Genomic DNA, 15,429 nt, shown 5'->3' on the forward strand with positions numbered 1-15,429 from the left:
TGCTCCAGCCCTTCCAGCCGCTGTGGCTGGAACTCGGCGGACGTGGCGAGGTGCGCACCCTGACCCGGGTCGAGGCCGTGGGCCGACCCTATGCGCTCGCCGGTCGGGCGCTGCTCTGCGGTTTCTATGTCAACGAGCTGCTGTTGCGTCTGCTCGGTCGCGAGGACCCGCACGATGCGCTGCTCGACGACTACCAGGTCGCGCTCGCGGCGCTGGCCGCGGGGGACGACCTCGAGCCGGTGCTGCGCCGCTTCGAGCTGCGCCTGCTTGATGCCCTCGGCTATGGCCTCGCGCTCGATGTCGAGACCGCCACCGGTCGGCCGGTGCGCGCCACCGCCGACTATGTCTTCGAGCCCGAGCAGGGGCTGCGCGCGGCCACCGCCACCGATGACCCGCGACTGTGCTGCCGTGGCGCCACCCTGCAGGCGCTCGCCGCCGACGCCGCGCCGGCCGACGCCGAACGCGCGCGCGAGGCGCGGGCGCTGCTGCGCGCCATGCTCGCCCCGCATCTCGGCGAACGTCCGTTGCGCACCCGCGCGCTGTTCCAGCAGTGGTATGGCGGGCGCGAGCGTTCATCCCCACACTAGATTGAGTGGCGACGCCGGTCATGGCGCCGCCTTCCCGACCGTACGAAGCGAGGAGAAATCCCTTGAGCACGCATGCCAACGAGGTGCTGCTGGGCGTCAACATCGATCACGTCGCCACCGTGCGCCAGGCGCGCGGCACCCGCTACCCCGAGCCGATCCAGGCGGCGCTGGTCGCCGAGCAGGCCGGGGCCGACGCCATCACCCTGCACCTGCGCGAGGACCGTCGTCACATCCAGGACCGCGACGTCGAGCTGCTGCGCGGCATCCTGCAGACGCGGATGAACCTGGAGATGGCCGCCACCGCCGAGATGGGCGAGATCGCCGCCCGGCTGCGCCCGCACGATTGCTGTCTGGTCCCCGAGCGACGCGAGGAGCTGACCACCGAGGGCGGACTCGACCTGATCGCCAATCAGGCCTATCTGACCGATTTCTGTGCCCGTCTAGCCGAGGCCGGGGTGCGGGTGTCGCTGTTCGTCGACCCCGAGCCGGCACAGCTCGACGCGGCGCGCGCCATCGGCGCCCCGGTCGTCGAGCTGCATACCGGCCACTATGCCGATGCGCAGACGCGCGAGACCCGCGCCGAGGCGCTGGCGCGCATCGAGCGCGCCGTCGATCACGGTCTGTCGCTGGGCCTGCAGGTCAATGCCGGGCACGGGCTCGACTACGACAACGTCAAGCCGATCGCCGCCATCCCCGGCATCACCGAGCTCAACATCGGTCATGCGATCATCGCCCGCGCGCTCTTCTCCGGACTCGATCGCGCGGTGCGCGACATGCGTGCACAGATCGCCGTGGGCAGCCGTCGCTGAGAGGCATGCGCCGTCGGGGGAGGGCGCTCGGCGTGCCCGATCGACATGACCCTTTCGATCGGAACATGCCCGACGTCGTTCCCCGACCTCGATCTGCGGGCTAGACTGTGCCGCGGGAAAATACTCCCGTCAGCCAAAGCCAAGAGCCATGTCCGCAGATACCCTGATCTTTTTGCTTGCCATCGATCGCGGGGTGGGCCCCGCGCCTCTGACCCGTCATCGCCCGAAGGCGGCCGTTCCCTTCGGTGGCAAGTTCCGGGTGATCGACTTCGCGCTGGCCAACTGTCTGCACTCCGGGCTGCGTCAGGTCCTGGTGATCACGCAGTACAAGAGTCACTCATTGCACAAACACCTGCGCGATGGCTGGTCGATCTACAACCCCGAACTCGGCGAGTTCATCATCCCGGTGCCGGCGCAGATGCGCGATGGCAAGCACTGGTACGCCGGGCCCTTCGACGCGATCCGCCAGAATCGCAACCTGATCGAGCGCAACCGCGCGCGCCAGGTCCTCGCGCTCGATGGCAGCGCCGTCTATCGCATGGACTACAGCGAGGTGGTGCACGCCCATGTCGACGCCCGCGCCGAGGTCACGGTGGCGGTGCGCGAGGTCGATCCCGGCGCGCCGCCCTCGCAGACCCAGGCCCGCGTCGAACTCGACGAGCACGACCGCATCGTGCGCATCCTGCCGGCCGAGCGCGCCGGTGAGATCACCGGCGAGCGCGCCTTCGAGACCATGGGCGTCTATGTCTTCGATCGCGGCTGGCTGTTCGATGCCTTCGCTCGCCGCGAGAGCGCCGATGCCGAGGTCGGCCCGCTGCCCCCGGATCGGCATCTCGCCAAGGACGTGCTCGCCCATCTCACCCAGAGCCACCGGGTGCGCGCCTATCGCTTCGGTCAGGAGCGCGGGCGCGTCACTCCGGATCGCTACTGGTGCGATCTCTCCTCGGTCGATGCCTACTATCGCGCCAACATGGCGCTGTTGCGCCCGCAGCCGCCGCTCGATCTCTACCAGGACGACTGGAACATCCGCACCGCCCAGGGGCAGTATCCGCCGGCGCGTACCGTGCCCGGCGCGCGCAGCGGCAACGAGGGGGTGTTCGTCAACTCGATGCTCGCCGCCGGCACCGTGATCAGCGGCGGTGGGGTCAATCACTCGATGCTGTTCCCCTGCGTGCGCGTCGGTGACAGCGCCATCGTCGAGGAGGCGATCCTGTTCGACGGCGTCGAGGTCGGCGCCGAGGCCCATCTGCGCAACTGCATCGTCGAGAAGGGCGTGGTGGTGCCGCCGGGCGAGCAGGTCGGCATCGATCCCGAACGCGATCGCGAGCGTTTCGATGTCTCGGAAGAGGGCATCGTGGTGGTGTCCAGGGACGTCGAGTGGTAGCGGCGGCCACGCCGCAGACGGTCTATCGGACCCTGCTCGCGGCCCATGGCCCCCAGGGATGGTGGCCGGCCGAGACCCCGTTCGAGGTCATGGTCGGCGCCATCCTCACCCAGAACACCAGCTGGCGTAACGTCGAGCGCGCGCTCGACCAGGTTCGCGCCGAGACGGCGTTGAACGCCGAGGCGCTGCTCGCGCTCGATCCGGCGCGGCTGGCCGAGCTGCTGCGGCCCAGCGGCTACTACAGGGTCAAGACCCGACGCCTGCAGGGATTCTGCAAGCGCTATCATGCCGCTGGCGGTCTCGAGCCGCTCGCCGCGCTCGCCACCCCGAGGCTGCGCGAGTGGCTGCTGGCGACCCCCGGCATCGGCCCGGAGACCGCCGACGACATCCTGCTCTATGCCTTCGCGCGCCCGGTGTTCGTGGTCGATGCCTATACCCGGCGACTGTTCTCGCGGCTCGGGTTGCTCGGCGGTGACGAGGACTACGAGACCATCCGCCGCTGGTTCGAGCGGGCGCTGCCGGACGATGTCGCGCTGTTGCAGGAGTATCATGCGCTGATCGTGGCGCACGCCAAGCATGCCTGCCGGGCCAGGCCGGTCTGTGCGGGGTGTGCGCTGCGGGCGTGCTGTCCGTCATCGAAACCGACCCAGGTGAGCTGAGACGAGGATTGCGAGACCATGCCGCGAGTCGATAACCACACCTTCTACGATGACGCACTCAAGACCCACGGCACCAATGCCGAAGGGGTGCAGTGGATCTCCGAGGAGACCCAGCGGGTACGTTTCCGGGTGCTGCGCGAGTTGCTGCCCGAGGACCTCTCCAGCGTCGAGCTGGCCGATGCCGGCTGTGGTTTCGGCGACTTCCTCGTCTATCTGCGCGAGCGCAACCAGACGCCGGGGCGCTATCTCGGTCTCGACGTGATGGCGCCGATGATCGAGACGGCGCGCGCGCGCACCGGCTGCGAGATCCGCCGGTGCGACGTGCTCCAGGATCCGCTGCCCGAGGCCGATTACTACGTCTGCAGCGGCGCCATGAACATCCTCACCTGGGATGAGACCCAGAGCTTCATCCGCAACTGTCTCGCCGCCAGCCGTCGCGGTTTCGTGTTCAACCTGCTCAAGGGCCGCGACACCTCGCTGATCTACAATTGCCGCCGACCCACCGAGATCCAACAGCTCGCTGATACCTTGAATGCGACCATGAGGGTGCGTGAGGGTTATCTGGCGGGGGATTTCAGCGTATTGCTCGAACACTGCTGACTCGATGCATTGAGATCGATCTGATCGCTGTTGATGTCATCGACCGATGTTGGGTTGCTGAAAAACAGCAACCCAACCTAAATCGCTATGTCATCTCGCAGGTTGAGTTGCCCGTTCCTCACCCTCTCATCGCAACAAAACAGCGTTTAGCGCATCCAAGGTTTCAATCCTTGTTGTATGGGTTGAGCATTGCGGCCGTGCTCGCCCATCTCTACCCGGCAGCGATCCCCGCGTTTCAATCCTTGTTGTACAAGCGGCGCCGGCAGTTTCAATCCTTGTTGTAATGGATTGAGCATTGCGGCCACCAGCCAAGGACCCGAAGGGGATGAGGTGAACGGGGTTTCAATCCTTGTTGTAATGGATTGAGCATTGCGGCATGACGGATCGACGAGTAAAACTTATCGCAGAAGACGTTTCAATCCTTGTTGTAATGGATTGAGCATTGCGGCCTCGATGAGGATATCCCTGCGCCGGGAATCCTTGAGGTTTCAATCCTTGTTGTAATGGATTGAGCATTGCGGCATGGCGGCGCGTGGGGACTGAGAAAATCCCCATGTGTTTCAATCCTTGTTGTAATGGATTGAGCATTGCGGCGTTGCCCCGATGTTGGACTGGACGGACGGTCTTCGGTTTCAATCCTTGTTGTAATGGATTGAGCATTGCGGCGGGTTACCGGCTAGAGCACGCCGACGGCGCACCGATAGGTTTCAATCCTTGTTGTAATGGATTGAGCATTGCGGCGATCGGCGGTGAGATAGTCGCGGATCATCCGATCCGGTTTCAATCCTTGTTGTAATGGATTGAGCATTGCGGCGCGAGGTTTGGCCTGGGAGTAGTGGGCGGAAGTCGAGTTTCAATCCTTGTTGTAATGGATTGAGAATTGCGGCCGCAAATTCCCTAAAAAGCATTTTGAAACAAGCGCTTGGTCTTTTCTGCCGAGGCTCTTGAGTGGCGAAAAATAGATGCCTTGCACCGATGTATGCCCTGTTTTCTCGCTGTCTGACATTGACACTTTTGATTTTATGTCTTTTTTATCAGAAGGTTGCGTCAGTGGCGTTGGGGGTCGGTGATATTTTTTGCTCAGCAGTCTGAGTCGAGGTCGCTGCGGGCAGTGGTATTGCCGTGGCCCGATAATATCAAGTCGGTGCGATCGGTGTCCTCTGTGTGTGCGCTTCGGATGTGCGGCAGTGGCCAGGGTGGGCGGGGCGTTCGCCCGGGCAAAGGCCCGGACGTCCATAGTAGACTTATCCCTTTTGGCGGGAAGATACCGTGTTGCAACTTGTGGCGATCGCCGGGGGCGGCGCGCTCGGGGCGTTGTCGCGCTTCTGGATCTCGACCGGCGTCTACCGGGTGCTGGGGCGTGACTTCCCCTGGGGCACCCTGGCGGTGAACGTGATCGGCTCCTTCCTCATGGGGCTGCTGTTCGTGCTGCTCACCGAGCGGCTGGCGGTGGCGGCCGAGTGGCGCGGCGCCGTGCTGGTCGGGTTTCTGGGGGCCTTGACGACCTTCTCGACCTTCTCGATCGAGACCCTGAATCTGATCGAGCAGGGGGCGCTGTTGCGCGCCACCCTGAACGTGGGCGCGAGCGTCGGGGTCTGCGTGTTGCTGTGCTGGGCGGGCATCGCCCTGGGGAGGTCACTGTGAGTCAGAACGAAGCGATCATGGTGCGGGTCTATCTCGCCGAGTCCGATCATGAGCTCAAACCTCTGGTGCACGCCCTGCGCGACGAGCTGGGGGTGCGCGGGGTGACGGTGCTGCGCGCGATCGAGGGCTATGGTCCCTCGGGGCGCGCCCACGCCGCCTCGCTGATCGATCTGTCGCTCGATCTGCCGCTGGTGGTGGAGTTCTTCGATGCCCCCGAACGTGCCCGTGCGGCGATCGCCCGAATCCGTAATCAGGTGAAACCGGGGCACATCGTGTCCTGGCCGGTCACCGTCGAGTCCTGAGACCCAAGGAGACTACATGCTAGACCCACGACTGTTGCGCAACGATCTCGCGCGCGTCGCCGAGCTGCTCGCCCGTCGCGGCGTGACCCTGGACACTGCCCGTTTCGAGCAGCTCGAACAAGAGCGCAAGCGGCTGCAGGTCGAGGCCCAGACGCTGCAGACCGAGCGCAACACCCGCTCCAAGTCGATCGGCAAGGCCAAGGCCGCGGGTGAGGATATTCAGCCGCTGCTCGCCGAGGTCGCCGACCTGGGTGATCGGCTCAAGGCCGCCGAGCAGGCGCTGACCGAGTGCCAGGGCGAGATCGAGTCGATCGCGCTGGGGCTGCCGAACCTGCCCGACGACAGCGTGCCGGACGGGCGCGACGAGGCCGACAACCGCGAGGAGCGGCGCTGGGGCGAGGTGCCGAGCTTCGACTTCACCCCGCTCGATCACGTCGACCTGGGCGCGCGCAACGGCTGGATGGACTTCGATCTCGCCGCCAAGGTGACCGGCTCGCGCTTCGTCACCCTGTCCGGGCCGATGGCGCGGCTGCATCGCGCGCTGATCCAGTTCATGCTCGACGTGCACACCACCGAGCACGGCTACACCGAGACCTATGTCCCCTATCTGGTCAACGCCGACAGCCTCTACGGCACCGGTCAACTGCCCAAGTTCGAGGAGGATCTGTTCAAGGTTCCCGGCGAGCGCGATCTCTATCTGATCCCGACCGCCGAGGTGCCGGTGACCAATCTGGCGCGCGACTGCATCTTCGAGGCCGATGAGCTGCCGCGCCGCTGGGTCGCCCACACCCCCTGCTTCCGCAGCGAGGCCGGTTCCTACGGCAAGGACACCCGCGGGATGATCCGTCAGCACCAGTTCGAGAAGGTCGAGCTGGTGCAGGCGGTGCCCGAGGCCGAGTCCTTCGCCGCGCTCGAGGCCCTCACCGGGCACGCCGAGTCGATCCTGCAACGGCTGGGGCTGGCCTATCGGGTGGTGACCCTGTGCACCGGCGATCTCGGCTTCTCCTCGCGCAAGACCTACGACCTGGAGGTGTGGCTGCCGGGTCAGCAGGCCTATCGCGAGATCTCCTCGTGCAGCAACTTCGGCGACTTCCAGGCGCGGCGACTGCGTGCACGCTGGCGCAACCCCGAGACCGGCAAGCCCGAGCTGCTGCACACCCTCAACGGCTCCGGGCTGGCGATCGGTCGCACCCTGGTGGCGGTGCTCGAGAACTACCAGCTCGCCGACGGTCGGGTGACCGTCCCCGAGGCGCTGCGCCCCTACATGGGCGGTCTCGAGGTGCTCGGCTGAGTCCGGGCGCGCCGCCTCAGCGCGTCTGCGGGATATAGACGTAGGCGCGCGCCACCCCGGCGCCGACGATCTCCAGTGCCTTGCTGTCGTAGAAGTGCCCGAGCGCGGCGAGTGCGCCCGCCGGGTAGTCGCCGAGATCGACCTGATTGGCGGTGACCCGGTAGCGGCCCTCGCCGGGCGGCAGCTGCAGATAGACCGCGCAGGGGTTGGAGGTACAGGTGCCGGTGTCGCCCGGCGCCAGGGTGATGCTGCCCCAGTCGGTGACATGGCGGGTGGCGGTGGCGCAGCCGACGAGGCTTGCGACCAGGACGAGAACGACAGGTCCGGCGCCGCAGACGGCGCGTGCGGGCTGATGCATGACGGGCTCCGGCCGGTTGCGACCGGCGCGTGTTCGGCAGGTGTCGTCAAGCATAGCGGCGGCGTCGCCGGCTGTCCCCGAGGTTCGTCGATGATGTACTGCTCGGGTGGGGACGCCCCATTTGATCAATGCCCTTGCGCCCGTCAGAATGCGGGTTCCGATGAGTCGCCCCGGGGTGGGGCACGTGGGCACGGATGTTGTTCTATGCTGATCGCCCAAGGGTCAGGGAGACGGAGCCGTGGCGCATGCTCGGTCGCGACCCCTCCCTCCGCCCGTCGCATGTCTGTCTCGCCCCTAACCGAGCACGATGAGAAAAGGTTCCAGTCTCCGTTGTCCCGCCATCCCGAGCCGTCCATGAAGTCGATCGATGCCTGGGCATGTCTCGATGCCCTCGAGTGTGCGATCGCGGTGATCGATTCCGAGGGGCGGGTGCTCTACAGCAACCGTCAGCAGCGCGCGACCCTGCCGCTCGGTGTCTGGGCGGTGCCGGAGGGGCCTGGCCAGGTGCTCGATCAGGCGCGCCAGGGGATCCGTGAGGTCTGCCAGGGGCGGCGCGCCGATTTCACGCTCGAATACGTCTTGCCGCTCGAGGGCGAGACCCGCTGGCTGAGTCTCGGCGCCCGTCTGCTGAACGATGGCGAGGAGGCCGAGCGGCAGGTGCTGGTCGCCCATCGCGATGTCTCCGCCTATCGGCTGACCGAGCAGGCACTGGCGCTCACCCAGGGGCAGCTCGGCAGCGTGCTCGACAACTCGCCCGACCTGATCTTCTTCAAGGGTGAGAACGGGCGTTATCTCGGTTGTAACCGCGCGCTCGGCGCGCTGGTCGGTCGCGAGCCGGCGGAGATCATCGGTCAGGATGATGAGGCGCTCTTCCCTCCCGAGGTCGCCGCGCGGGTGCGCGCCGATGATCGACTGGTGCTCGAACAGAGGCGCGCGCGCCGCTTCGACTTCTGGTACAGCGACGCGCGCGGCCAGCGCCTGCTCTTCGACGTCCTCAAGACCCCCTATCACGGTCCCGACGGAGAGCTGCTCGGGGTGATGGGCTGCGGGCGCGATCTCAGCGCCCTGTATCGCACCCAGACGCTGCTGAGCGAGGCGCAGGCAATCACCGCGCTGGGCAGCTGGGAACTCGACCTCGCCACCGGTCGGGTGTTCTGGTCGGCGCAGCTGCTGGCCATCCTCGGGGTCGATCCCGGGACCTTCGTCGCCAGCGAGCAGGGGCTGCTCGAACGGGTCCATGACGAGGACCGTGGCCGCGTCGCCCGGGTACTGGATGCGGCGCGGTGCGGTATTGCCACCGAGGACGTCGAGCATCGCGTGGTGCGCCCGGACGCCGGGGTGCGCTGGGTGCGCCAGCGCATCCGGATCGTGCCGGGGGATCGTGGCGAGCCGTTGCGGGTGTTCGGCTCGGTGCTTGACATCACCGAGGATCGTCGCGCCCAGGAGGCGCTGCGCCAGAGCGAGGCGCGCTACCGCGCCCTGTTCGAGGGCGCCGAGGAGGCGATGTGGGTGATCGACGGCGCCGACCTGAGCTGTCTGGCCAATCCGGCCGCGGCGCGGCTGTTCGGCTATGACAGCGCCGCCGAGCTGACCGATGTCCATCCCGGCGCGCTCTCGCCCGAGTTCCAGGCCGACGGGCGTCGCTCGGCGGACCGCAACGCCGAGGTGCTGGGGTTTCTCGCCGAGCACGGCAGCGCCCGTTTCGAGTGGCTGCACCAGCGGCGCGACGGCTCGACCTTCCCGGCCGAGGTGCGCACCCGGCGCATCGAGCTCGAGAGCGGACGGCTGCGCGTGGCGATCATCCGCGATCTCAGCGAGCAGCGCCGGCGCGAGGACATCCTGCGCCTGACCAACGCGGTGTTCGAGAACACCGCCGAGGGCATCATCGTCACCGATGCCGACGGCGAGATCGTCGCGGTCAATCCCGCCTTTACCGAGATCACCGGTTACACCCCGGAGCAGGTGCGTGGTCGCAACCCGCGACTGCTCAAGTCCGGTCGTCAGGGTCAGGACTTCTATCGTCAGCTGTGGCGCGCGCTGCTCGAGCAGGGGCGCTGGCAGGGCGAGCTGTGGAACCGGCGCAGCAACGGCGAGCTCTATCCGCAGTGGATGAGCATCAACGCCATCCGCAACCACCACGGTCAGGTGGTCAACTATGTCGCCATCTTCAGCGACATCACCGAGCGCTACCGCTCGGCCGAGGAGATCGAGTATCTCAGCAACCACGACCCCCTCACCGGCCTGCCCAACGCCCGGCTGCTGAAGCAGCGTCTGGCCCAGGCCGTCGACCTGGCGACCATCCATCGTCAGCGCCTCGGGGTCTTCTATGTCGATATCGATCGCTACAACGACGTCATCGCCAGCTACGGTCACAATGTCGCCGACACCGTGCTCTGCGTGCTCGGCGAGCGGCTGAGCGAGTCGACCGGGCCGGGCGATCTGGTGGCGCGGCTGAGCGACGACACCTTCGTCATCCTCACCGAGATCGAGGGCGAGATCTCCGCCGCCTCGGCGTTCGCCGCGCACTATCTCGCCATCTGCTGTCAGCCGATCGAGATCGCCGGTCACGGTCAGCTCACCCTCAGCGCCTCGGCCGGCGGCGCGCTCTATCCCGGCGACGGCGAGAATGCCGCCGAGCTGCTGCGCAATGCCGCCTCGGCGCTGCTCTCGGCCAAGCGCAGCGGGCGGCGCTCGATCGCCTTCTACCGCCCCGAGATCACCGCCGCGGCGGTCGAGCGCCTGGCGCTCGAGGAGGCGCTGCGCATTGCCCTGGCCGAGGAGCAGTTCGTCGTCCATTATCAGCCGCTGGTCGAGCCGCAGCAGAACGGCATCCACGCCGCCGAGGCGCTGCTGCGCTGGCAGCGTGGCGGTCAGCTGGTGATGCCCGGGGTCTTCATCGACATCATCGAGAGCAGCGATCTGGTGGTGCCGGTGGGGCGCTGGGTGATCGAGGCGGTGCTGCGCCAGATGCGGCTGTGGCGCGACGCCGGGCTGCCCGAGATCCGCGTCTCGGTCAATGTCTCCGAGCCGCAGATCACCGCCGGCGGGCTGGCCGAGACCATCGCCGACCTGCTCGAACGCTACGACATCCCCGCGCGCCTGCTCCATATCGAGCTGATCGAGCGGGTGCTGCTGCAAGACCCGGAGCGCGCCCTGGCCGAGCTGGAGCGACTGCGTGCCCTCGGTATCGGCATCTCGCTCGACGACTTCGGCACCGGTTATTCCAGCCTCAGCTATCTCACCCATTTCCCGGTCGACTTCATCAAGATCGATCGCAGCTTCATCAACGACCTCGCCACCGACGGACGCAGCCGCGCGATCGTACGCGCCATCCTGTCGATGGCGCGCAATCTCGATATCGGCACCGTCGCCGAGGGCGTCGAGGACCTTCGCCAACAACGTATCCTCACCGCCGAGGGCTGCGACCTGATCCAGGGCTATCTGATCAGCCGCCCGGTCTCGGCCAACACCCTGACGCGCATGCTCGAGGACCAGCAGCGTGCGCGAGGTCCTCGTCGCTCACCCCAGCGCGCCCTGGTCCCGACGGCGGGCTGACTCGTCCCCCTCATTCCCAACGCACAGGAGATCGCCACATGACGACCACCTTCAGCGCCTATCGGATCGACCGCCACGACGGCACCCAGCAGCTCGAGTTCACCCGGCTGACCGAGGCCGACCTGATGGAGGGCAATGTCACCGTCGCGGTCGAGTACTCGACGCTCAACTACAAGGACGGGCTGGCGCTCACCGGACGCTCGCCGATCGTGCGGCGCTTCCCCTTGATCCCCGGCATCGATTTCGCCGGTCGGGTGGTGGAGTCGGGCGATCCGCGCTTCCGCCCCGGCGATCGCGTGGTGCTCAACGGCTACGGGGTGGGGGAGAAGCACTCCGGCGGCTATGCCGGACGCGCCCGGGTGCCGGGCGACTGGCTGGTGGCGTTGCCCGAGGGGCTGACCAGCCGCCAGGCGATGGCCATCGGCACCGCCGGCTACACCGCGATGCTCGCGGTGCTGGCGCTGGAGTCGCACGGACTCGAACCGGGCGCCGGCGAGGTGCTGGTGACCGGCGCCGCCGGTGGTGTCGGCAGCATCGCCGTGGCGCTGCTGGGACGGCTCGGTCATCGTGTCACCGCGGTCACCGGACGACCGCACGAGGCGGACTATCTGCGCGGGCTCGGCGCCACCGAGATCCTCGATCGCGCCGAGTTCACCCAGCCCCCGCGCCCGCTCGAATCCGAGCGTTGGGCGGCGGCGCTCGATGTCGCCGGCGGACTCACCCTGGCCAACGTGCTCAGTCGCATGCAGCGCGCCAGCGCGGTGGCCGCCTGCGGGCTGGCCGATGCGATGGAGCTGCCGACCACGGTCGCGCCCTTCATCCTGCGCGGCGTCACCCTCTACGGCATCGACTCGGTGATGGCCCCGCACGCGCTGCGCGAGCGCGCCTGGTCGCGGCTGGCGCGCGATCTCGATCTCGACCGGCTCGAGACCATGACCCGCGAGGTCGACTTCGCGCAACTGCCCCAGGCCGCCGAGGAGATCCTTGCCGGGCGGGTCCGCGGTCGCACCGTGGTGCGCATCCCCGAGGCCGACTGAGCCGCGCCACTGGCATCTCGCCCGCGGCGGACCCATCTCCCTACCCAATGGGGGCGCGCGGAGCGCGCCCCGTCGACCGATCGACCACGCCGCCCAGGGACGCGCGCCGTGTGCCACCCGAGTGCCTGCCGCACTGTCGCAGACGCATCCGGCCGACCGCACTGGGCGCCGCCGCGATAGAATCGTGCATCGCCTTAAACCAATGAATTCAGCCATGAACGCTCAAGCCGCACCGGCTCCGCGCAGCGATGACGCGACCCTCGACGTCGCCGCGCTGCGCGCCCAGTTCCCCATCCTCTCCACCCAGGTCGATGGTCGCCCGCTGGTCTATCTCGACAGCGCCGCCTCGACCCAGCAGCCGCAGGCGGTGATCGCGGCGGTCAGCGATTATCACCGTAGCGCCCACGCCAACATCCATCGCGGCAATTACCGCCTCTCGCAGCACGCCACCCGGCTCTACGAGCACGCCCGTGCGGCGGTGGCGCGCTTCCTCAACGCCGCCGAACCCGCCGAGTGCGTGTTCACCCGCGGCACCACCGAGGCGATCAACCTGGTCGCCGCCACCTGGGGGCGCGCCAACCTCGGCCCCGGTGACGAGATCCTGCTCTCCAACCTCGAACACCACTCCAACATCGTCCCCTGGCAGATGGTCGCCGAGCAGACCGGGGCGCGTATCCGCGTCATCCCCATCGACGATGCCGGCGACATCGACCTCGACGCCTATCGTCGGCTGCTCTCGCCGCGCACCCGGTTGGTCGGGGTCAACCAGGTCTCCAACGCCCTCGGTACCGTCAACCCGGTGCGCGAGATCATCGAGCTGGCCCACGCGCACGGTGCCCTGGTGCTGGTCGACGGCGCCCAGTGGGTCGCCCACGGGCGCACCGACGTGCGCGCGCTCGACGCCGACTTCTACGCCTTCTCCGGCCACAAGCTCTACGGCCCGACCGGGATCGGCGTGCTCTATGCCAAGCGCGCGCTGCTCGAGGCGATGCCGCCCTACCAGGGCGGCGGCGACATGATCGAGCAGGTCAGCTTCGAGGCCACCCGCTATGCCGCGCCGCCGACCCGCTTCGAGGCCGGCACGCCCAACATCTCCGGCGCGGTGGGGCTGGGCGCGGCGATCGACTGGATCGAGTCGGTCGGCTTCGAGCGCATCAGCGCCCACGAGCAGTGGCTGCTGCGTCATGCCACCGAGCGTCTGGAGGCCATTCCCGGGCTCGCGCTCAAGGGCCGGGCGCAGCGGCGCAGCTGCGTCACCTCCTGGGTGATGGAGGCGCCGGCGATCTCCAGCCTCGACCTCGGCACCGCGCTCGACCTGCGCGGCATCTGCGTGCGCACCGGCCACCACTGCTGCCAGCCGCTGATGGAGCGGCTCGGCGTGGCGGCCACGGTGCGCGCCTCCTTCGGGGTCTACAACACCCTGGAGGAGATCGACACCCTGGCCGATGCGCTGATCGAGATCGCTGACGAGACGCGCGCGCGTCAGGCACGGGTCGCGCCCGTCGCCGAGACCGCGCTCGACTACCCGGGGCCGAGCGCCGAGTCGCCCGCCGCCGCCGCCGCGCAGATCGCCGAGGACTTCGAGCTGCTGCCCGACTGGCCGACCCGGCACGAATACATCATCGACCTCGGCGGTCGGCTGCCGCACCTGCCCGCGTCGATGCAGAACGCCGCGACGCATGTACAGGGGTGTCAGAGCCAGGTCTATATCGCCGCCCGCGCCATGCCCGACGACCCCGAGCGCGTCGAGTTCCTCGCCGACAGCGACGCCGAGCTGGTGCGCGGGCTGATCGCGCTGCTCCAGCAGCTCTACTCCGGGCAGCGCGCGCGCGACATCCTCGACTTCGACGCCCGCGCCTTCTTCGCCCAGCTCGGGCTCGACGGGCATCTCAGCATGAACCGGCGCAATGGCCTCGAGGCGATGGTGCAGCGACTGCGTCAGGTGGCCGCGCGTCAGGTCGCGGCGGACGCCTGAGCGAATGCGTTGGCACGGGGCCGGACGGCCCCGTGCCGGGGGAGGGTGGGGCGCGCCTCAGCGCACCGCCATGATCAGCACGATCACCAGCGCCGCGACTGCGCCGAGCGGCACGATCGCCGCCGCCCAGTCACCCTTCTCGGCCTTGGGGCCGTGCTCCTGCCAGCGCTTGTAGACCGGCCAGAGATAGAACAGCATCAGCCCGAGCAGGGCCGCGGCCATGATCTTCAGGAACAATTCCATGGTGGAGACCTCCGGCGAGACAAACAAAAGCCCCGGCGCGGGGCCGGGGCTGTTGCGGGGCGAGCAGGGTGATTACTCGTCGCCGCCCATGATGCCGAGGATCTGCAACAGGCTGATGAAGATGTTGAAGATGCTCAGATAGATGCCGTAGGTGGCCATGATGTAGTTGGTCTCCTCACCCCGCGCGATCCGGCTGGTATCGAACAGGATGAAGCCGCTCATCAGCAGGATGATGGCCGAGGAGATCGCCAGCGACAGCGCCGGCATCTGCAGGAACAGGTTCGCGATCACCGCGATCATCACCACCATCATGCCGGCGAAGATGAACCCGCCCATGAAGCTGAAGTCACGCTTGCTGCTGAGCGCGTAACCCGACAGCCCGAGGAAGATCGCGGCGGTGCCACCGAAGGCCAGACCCACGGTCTGCGGGCCGTTGGGCAGCGCCAGATACATGCTCAGGATCGAGCCCAGACCGAAGCCCATCAGGCCGGTGATCAGGAAGATCACGCCGATGCCGGCCGAGGAGTTGGCGGTGCGTGGCAGCACGAACATCCCCAGCACCATGGCCACGATCACCGAGGCCAGGTAGGTCCAGGAGGGCATCGCCAGCGCGATCGACAGCATCGCCGTCAGCGCGCTGAAACCGAGGGTCGCGGCCAGCAGCAGGTAGGTGTTCTTGAGCACCTTGTTGGCCGAGACGGCCGACGGGGCACTCTGAACGAAGGAAAAGTTGTTGTTGGCCATGTCGTGCATTCACTCCTTATGGTCGAACAGGTTGGGAAACCGAGTTGATCGCTGGGTGAGACTGATTGCGATCTCTCAAGTTCCAGAAGGATACCTGACCCGCCGCCCCGCGCAAGCCCGACCGGACTTGGGAAAACGCCCGAGTTGCGGTATCCTTCCATCCCCGCCAGATGCGGACGACCGGCGCCAACTCAAGCCGTCCCCACAGGTCGTCCCGCGCCTGCCCCGGAGAGGTGGCTGA

14 protein-coding genes and 1 CRISPR repeat array are annotated in these 15,429 nt (G+C 67.5%); of the genes, 11 read left to right on the top strand and 3 right to left on the bottom strand.

What is annotated here, in order from left to right; genetic code table 11:
- From EBL84_RS11280 to serS, 8 genes are all read left to right on the top strand, one after another.
- Positions 1–587: DNA repair protein RecO (locus EBL84_RS11280; protein ID WP_123140907.1), on the top strand; the 587-nt coding region annotated here is incomplete at its 5' end.
- A gap of 20 nt (positions 588–607) precedes the next feature.
- Entirely contained in the window at positions 608–1,396 is a 789-nt protein-coding gene (pdxJ, locus tag EBL84_RS11285; protein ID WP_123140908.1) for a pyridoxine 5'-phosphate synthase, read from the top strand.
- Between the two features lie 148 nt (positions 1,397–1,544).
- Positions 1,545–2,780 carry a sugar phosphate nucleotidyltransferase gene (locus EBL84_RS11290; RefSeq protein ID WP_123140909.1) on the top strand — a complete coding sequence of 412 codons (1,236 nt, stop codon included), beginning with the start codon at positions 1,545–1,547 and terminating at the stop codon, positions 2,778–2,780.
- Positions 2,774–3,439 carry an endonuclease III domain-containing protein gene (locus EBL84_RS11295; protein WP_123140910.1) on the top strand — a complete coding sequence of 222 codons (666 nt, stop codon included), beginning with the start codon at positions 2,774–2,776 and terminating at the stop codon, positions 3,437–3,439. Before EBL84_RS11290 ends, EBL84_RS11295 begins: the two co-directional genes overlap by 7 nt.
- An 18-nt stretch (positions 3,440–3,457) precedes the next feature.
- Positions 3,458–4,039 (top strand): class I SAM-dependent methyltransferase, encoded by a 582-nt coding sequence (locus EBL84_RS11300; RefSeq protein WP_123140911.1) that lies wholly within the window; start codon positions 3,458–3,460, stop codon positions 4,037–4,039.
- A 265-nt stretch (positions 4,040–4,304) separates the two neighbouring features.
- A CRISPR array of direct repeats spans positions 4,305–4,926; the repeat unit is 37 nt; unit sequence GTTTCAATCCTTGTTGTAATGGATTGAGCATTGCGGC.
- Between the two features lie 382 nt (positions 4,927–5,308).
- Positions 5,309–5,683 (top strand): fluoride efflux transporter CrcB, encoded by a 375-nt coding sequence (crcB, locus tag EBL84_RS11305; protein WP_190287942.1) that lies wholly within the window; start codon positions 5,309–5,311, stop codon positions 5,681–5,683.
- The gene (locus tag EBL84_RS11310; protein WP_123140912.1) at positions 5,680–5,985 is read left to right on the top strand and encodes a DUF190 domain-containing protein; all 306 of its coding nucleotides are present in this window, start codon (positions 5,680–5,682) and stop codon (positions 5,983–5,985) included. Before crcB ends, EBL84_RS11310 begins: the two co-directional genes overlap by 4 nt.
- Positions 5,986–6,001: 16 nt before the next feature.
- On the top strand, positions 6,002–7,276 hold the full coding sequence (gene serS / locus EBL84_RS11315) for a serine--tRNA ligase (RefSeq protein WP_123140913.1): 1,275 nt from the start codon (positions 6,002–6,004) through the stop codon (positions 7,274–7,276).
- A gap of 16 nt (positions 7,277–7,292) precedes the next feature.
- Here the strand turns inward: serS and EBL84_RS11320 are convergent, their stop codons facing one another.
- Positions 7,293–7,634, bottom strand: coding sequence for a hypothetical protein (locus EBL84_RS11320; protein ID WP_123140961.1), 342 nt, complete (start codon positions 7,632–7,634; stop codon positions 7,293–7,295).
- 354 nt (positions 7,635–7,988) lie between these two features.
- Here EBL84_RS11320 and EBL84_RS11325 point away from each other — a divergent pair, with 354 nt between their 5' ends.
- The 3 genes from EBL84_RS11325 (at position 7,989) to EBL84_RS11335 (ending at position 14,201) form a co-directional block, all read left to right on the top strand.
- Positions 7,989–11,189 (top strand): GGDEF and EAL domain-containing protein, encoded by a 3,201-nt coding sequence (locus EBL84_RS11325; RefSeq protein ID WP_190287943.1) that lies wholly within the window; start codon positions 7,989–7,991, stop codon positions 11,187–11,189.
- A gap of 38 nt (positions 11,190–11,227) precedes the next feature.
- Positions 11,228–12,226 (top strand): MDR family oxidoreductase, encoded by a 999-nt coding sequence (locus EBL84_RS11330; RefSeq protein ID WP_123140915.1) that lies wholly within the window; start codon positions 11,228–11,230, stop codon positions 12,224–12,226.
- 214 nt (positions 12,227–12,440) lie between these two features.
- Positions 12,441–14,201, top strand: coding sequence for a SufS family cysteine desulfurase (locus tag EBL84_RS11335; protein WP_123140916.1), 1,761 nt, complete (start codon positions 12,441–12,443; stop codon positions 14,199–14,201).
- Between the two features lie 57 nt (positions 14,202–14,258).
- On the opposite strand, the gene EBL84_RS11340 is transcribed toward EBL84_RS11335, so the two are convergent.
- Positions 14,259–14,444 carry a hypothetical protein gene (locus tag EBL84_RS11340; protein WP_005224143.1) on the bottom strand — a complete coding sequence of 62 codons (186 nt, stop codon included), beginning with the start codon at positions 14,442–14,444 and terminating at the stop codon, positions 14,259–14,261.
- A gap of 72 nt (positions 14,445–14,516) precedes the next feature.
- A complete protein-coding gene (locus EBL84_RS11345) occupies positions 14,517–15,188 on the bottom strand; it encodes a Bax inhibitor-1/YccA family protein (protein ID WP_062275071.1) in 672 nt (223 codons plus the stop codon).
- Positions 15,189–15,429 lie beyond the last annotated feature (241 nt).

This window comes from Marichromatium sp. AB31 (assembly GCF_003718685.1).
Taxonomy (GTDB): domain Bacteria; phylum Pseudomonadota; class Gammaproteobacteria; order Chromatiales; family Chromatiaceae; genus Marichromatium; species Marichromatium gracile.

Excerpts from the sequence above, each read along its gene's own strand:
- pdxJ (WP_123140908.1), top strand. The coding sequence starts at position 608 with ATGGCGCCGCCTTCCCGACCGTACGAAGCGAGGAGAAATCCCTTGAGC.
- EBL84_RS11290 (WP_123140909.1), top strand. The coding sequence starts at position 1,545 with ATGTCCGCAGATACCCTGATCTTTTTGCTTGCCATCGATCGCGGGGTG.
- EBL84_RS11300 (WP_123140911.1), top strand. The coding sequence starts at position 3,458 with ATGCCGCGAGTCGATAACCACACCTTCTACGATGACGCACTCAAGACC.
- serS (WP_123140913.1), top strand. The coding sequence starts at position 6,002 with ATGCTAGACCCACGACTGTTGCGCAACGATCTCGCGCGCGTCGCCGAG.
- EBL84_RS11320 (WP_123140961.1), bottom strand. The coding sequence starts at position 7,634 with ATGCATCAGCCCGCACGCGCCGTCTGCGGCGCCGGACCTGTCGTTCTC.
- EBL84_RS11325 (WP_190287943.1), top strand. The coding sequence starts at position 7,989 with ATGAAGTCGATCGATGCCTGGGCATGTCTCGATGCCCTCGAGTGTGCG.
- EBL84_RS11330 (WP_123140915.1), top strand. The coding sequence starts at position 11,228 with ATGACGACCACCTTCAGCGCCTATCGGATCGACCGCCACGACGGCACC.
- EBL84_RS11335 (WP_123140916.1), top strand. The coding sequence starts at position 12,441 with ATGAACGCTCAAGCCGCACCGGCTCCGCGCAGCGATGACGCGACCCTC.
- EBL84_RS11340 (WP_005224143.1), bottom strand. The coding sequence starts at position 14,444 with ATGGAATTGTTCCTGAAGATCATGGCCGCGGCCCTGCTCGGGCTGATG.
- EBL84_RS11345 (WP_062275071.1), bottom strand. The coding sequence starts at position 15,188 with ATGGCCAACAACAACTTTTCCTTCGTTCAGAGTGCCCCGTCGGCCGTC.